4 protein-coding genes are annotated in these 4,117 nt (G+C 26.8%); all 4 read right to left on the minus strand.

Going from position 1 to position 4,117, the window contains the following annotated elements; translation table 11 throughout:
- Positions 1-98: 98 nt before the first annotated feature.
- Positions 99-1,367, minus strand: coding sequence for an AAA family ATPase (locus SPD90_RS04635; RefSeq protein WP_320924454.1), 1,269 nt, complete (start codon positions 1,365-1,367; stop codon positions 99-101).
- Positions 1,368-1,698: 331 nt separating this feature from the next.
- On the minus strand, positions 1,699-1,821 hold the full coding sequence (locus SPD90_RS04640) for a hypothetical protein (protein WP_320924455.1): 123 nt from the start codon (positions 1,819-1,821) through the stop codon (positions 1,699-1,701).
- Positions 1,821-2,315, minus strand: coding sequence for a Panacea domain-containing protein (locus SPD90_RS04645; protein ID WP_320924456.1), 495 nt, complete (start codon positions 2,313-2,315; stop codon positions 1,821-1,823). Before SPD90_RS04645 ends, SPD90_RS04640 begins: the two co-directional genes overlap by 1 nt.
- Positions 2,316-2,790: 475 nt before the next feature.
- The gene (locus SPD90_RS04650) at positions 2,791-3,687 is read right to left on the minus strand and encodes a prolipoprotein diacylglyceryl transferase family protein (RefSeq protein ID WP_320924457.1); all 897 of its coding nucleotides are present in this window, start codon (positions 3,685-3,687) and stop codon (positions 2,791-2,793) included.
- Positions 3,688-4,117 lie beyond the last annotated feature (430 nt).

Here is a 4,117-nt window from a genome sequence, read left to right on the forward strand (position 1 = left end):
GGCAATTTTATATTAATATTTATTATATACCGTATACATTTCTATATGTTTCGGTATTATCACGTTTTGTAGCCAAAGTTAATCTTTGGTTATTTTTTTTATTTTAAATTCGGAATTGCTCCAAAAACACCTTTAAGATACTTCTCACTAATATTATCACTCTTTCTTATATTCAAGAAATCACTCAATCTTAAAAGCTTACTCTCACCATACTGATTCTTATCCATAAACCACACTTGATCTCTTCTACACTTTTCTAACAACAACGTATTATGCGTAGAACATATCAACTGTGCATTCTTAGGATTCATCTCAGCATCATTAAACAAATTAACAATAAATTCTACTATCAATGGATGTAATCCATTTTCTATTTCATCTATAAATAAAACTCCTCCTGTATCTAAAGCTTCAAATATAGATGGTAAAATACCAAATAATTTAATTGTACCGCTAGATTCATACTTTAAAAACGGTAACTCAATCTCAGAAACTTTTTCACGTTTCTTATAAACATCATGTACTGAACTTACATCTACTCTAATCTTTTTTACAATAACATCCTTACTTTGAAACTCATCATCTTCATCAAGAGGAATTTCTGCATTTTCCTCTAAATTAATAATTAAATTCTTTAATGTTGGATCAGCAGACTTTAATATTTTCAAATATCTCTCAACAAACTCTTTACTCGTATTTTCTTCATCGAAGCGAGTATTGCCATCCATACTTGCCATATTAATAATGTCAATTCCCATTATTTCATTTATTATTTCATTCGCTAATTTATTGTTTAAAAGTGCTGCCATAGCTAAACAAAGTGAGTTTTCTCTTACTACACTCACATTAGGTTTAAATTTCGCTAACTCCGATCTGAGTACTATATCTTCAAAGCTTGGAGATGTTCTTTTTATTAATACCTCCTTTCTTTTATTTTTCTTCGTCAATAACTCGCTAATTATTTTTCCATCAAGTATTTCAAATTCATAGCTATAAAGTATATCATCAATTACTATATCTAATCCAAATAAAGTTGGCTTAGATTTGCTATCAGTATCGAATTTGAAATTTTCTATTGGTGTATTTAATTCTTTTCTGATAACTGGAACTTCAAGAAGCTTATTACTTCTAGCTCCTATAACAGTAGACATTATTATAGTCTTTCTAACCCTATTTAAAGCCACCAATAAATTTGTCTTACCTGAACCATTAGCTCCATATATGTAGGTTACTTTATTATATCTATTACCCCTACATTCAAAGGTATTTGTTTCTATAAGTTCCTTTTTGGATGAATTCGATAATGTTGTAATACATACCTCATCCTTAAATGATGCAAAGTTAGAAACTCTAAATGATTCTAACATATCACCCTCCTTTTCGTTCGTTTTCTTATTTTAATTATATCTGACTTATATTATATAGTCAACAAGTTATTTGAATCTTTTGCATATTTTTCACAAATTTGACATTTAACATTTATTAATTTTGGTATTTTATTTTTAATTTAAGTGTTTTTTACCCATTTTTAATATATAACGCAATTATTTCACAATATAAAAAATATCCCACTATTAAAAATGGGATATTCCTCAAAGTATTTAATTAGACAATTAATTATCTAGTCTATTTGCAGGAGTCGTAGGTATATTTTCTATCTCCTGGATAACCTCTTTATCTTCTACTTACAAAATAAACCTAAAATGCATTTGAAACAAGCTCTTTTTGAAACTCTTCCATTTTACCTATAACATCTAAATAAATATCTCTATATCTATTTCTAAAATCAACAATCTCTTTTGTTAAACTCCCAGCATGCACTACCGGATCTCCCCATCTTCAAATTCATCATAGTACATATCCCATATAGCATCATATGGGCGGACTTTTTCTGAATCTTTTCTTATATCATCTAAACTAAGCTTCTTATTACCATTTTGACCATCTGGTATTCCCTGTCTTGCATTTTTCCATGAAATTTCTTTATGAGAAAGTTGACTTAATTTCCATGATTCCAGTGCACCATATTGCAAAATAACATTCTTAGCAATATATGCACTCTCAAGCTCTATCTCTTCAATATCCTCATTACTAAACATACCATCTTCAGTATAACAGCTTCTTACTTCTCGACATACTGGACCGTATTTCCATCCTTCAAACTCTTCTTCAAATAACGGCTGTCCTGTAATTGCCAATGATTCTCTTTGGGTAAGATATAATAACTTATGCAGCTTCATTTCATCAATGACACTACCAGACATTTTTTTATATTCTTCATAAATGTACTGAGCAACATTAATAATCTTCTCCATATCATTACCTCCTCATCTCTAACCCTCAAATACAAAAATTAATTTGTAAGTTTTTTGTTGGATTTTGTATACAAATAAACACACTACACACCCTATTTCCATATAATCAAAACACCGAAACGCTTTTTTAATACCTATCATCTTTCGCCACAAATTTCGACAAAGCTAATGATTTGACAACAATAAATCAATTTATTATAATTATATCAAGAAATAAATCTTAGAAAAAATTTTAAAAATATAAAAATGTCCACATATATACTCTAAATTTGGCATATGTTTAGCGTATATATAACATATATTCTAATTTTCCCCGAAATTAGAATATAGAGTCAGCTTAACGGCTGGCTTTTTTATCCCCAAAATATCACTATCATCACATCTATCTATTTATATTATTTCCTAAAATAAATTTTGATACAAAATATTGAAAAGCCTCCCTGTTTTCATTTAATCTAACAGTGAGGCTTTATATTTATCTTTTTAATAAATTTTTCTTTATATTACTTCTCTCTAACACTAAAAATAGTATACATAAAATTACAATATTTATCTTAATAGAAAAAATCATAAATAAATATGTAAATACTAATGGTATAAACGTTTGTAAATACTTTGATTCATCTAAAAAAGCACTTACATCTTTAAATATGCTATTTCCTTTCTTTACATTACTATTTCTAAAATAATCAAAAATACTAAATGCCGATATTACTACTAAACTAATAATTTGAACCATATCAAATGATTCTATAATTGGCGAACTTGTAATAAAATTATCTATAATCATGATTCCTATAAAATATGCTATTATGTATTTTACAAAAATCTGAGCTTTATATGTTCTATTTTTATAACATAAACATATAAAACTAACAACTATCAAAGTCAAAATATATATATACAATCCAATAGGATGTACTCTTATAGAATGCATCAAAATTGCATGAGGCGCATTTGTTGGATTTCCTTGTATCTCTATATTATTCCCTATTATTGCAGAAACAATCTGAAATACAACTATTCCCGCCACAGCCATATCTTCCAATTCCCTTACGTCAATAATGCACCAAGCTATAAATATAAACAAATATATAAATACAACTATGTAACAAAAATTTTCTATAACACTAAAATTAAAAACATCTAAAAAGTCTTTATAACAACAATCTCCTTTTAAAATTATATATATTACTCGAGATAATATAATCGCTACCATAAAAGAAACTATCGATATAAATAACTCATCTTCCACATTTTCTCTAGTTATAATAAAAAAATCTACAGCAACAATTAATACATAGATTATAAATTTTGCTAACATTTCATAAGTCACACTTGAATGAAATAAACTAAAAGCTACAGCGTCCATAGGAACACCCCCTACATAATTATAAATTAATTACAATAAACTCTATTCCCAAATGACTCATTTTTATGAAAAACTCATAAAATTTACAATATTCACTGTATAATATATAATTATAGTCTATTTTCATCAAAAAGTATAGCACTTTTTTTTATGTGATATACTAATAAAGTATTAAATCAGATATATATAATTATAAAAAAGATATTACATCAAGAAAAAAACGGCTTCTGCTGTGATTGCTATGTAGAGACTTATCTTATTTTTATATTAATCTATCTTGGAATTTCTTCTGGTAAATATAAATTCATAGCTTCTATTATATCTTTTGCATTATCTGTTGATAATTGTCTAATAATAAAATCACAATATCCTTTATTCTGTAATCCACAAAAACAACCTATCGAATCTACTAATGATTTTCTATTAAATA

It is taken from the genome of Intestinibacter sp. (assembly GCF_034113885.1).
In the GTDB taxonomy this organism is placed as follows: Bacteria; Bacillota; Clostridia; order Peptostreptococcales; family Peptostreptococcaceae; genus Intestinibacter.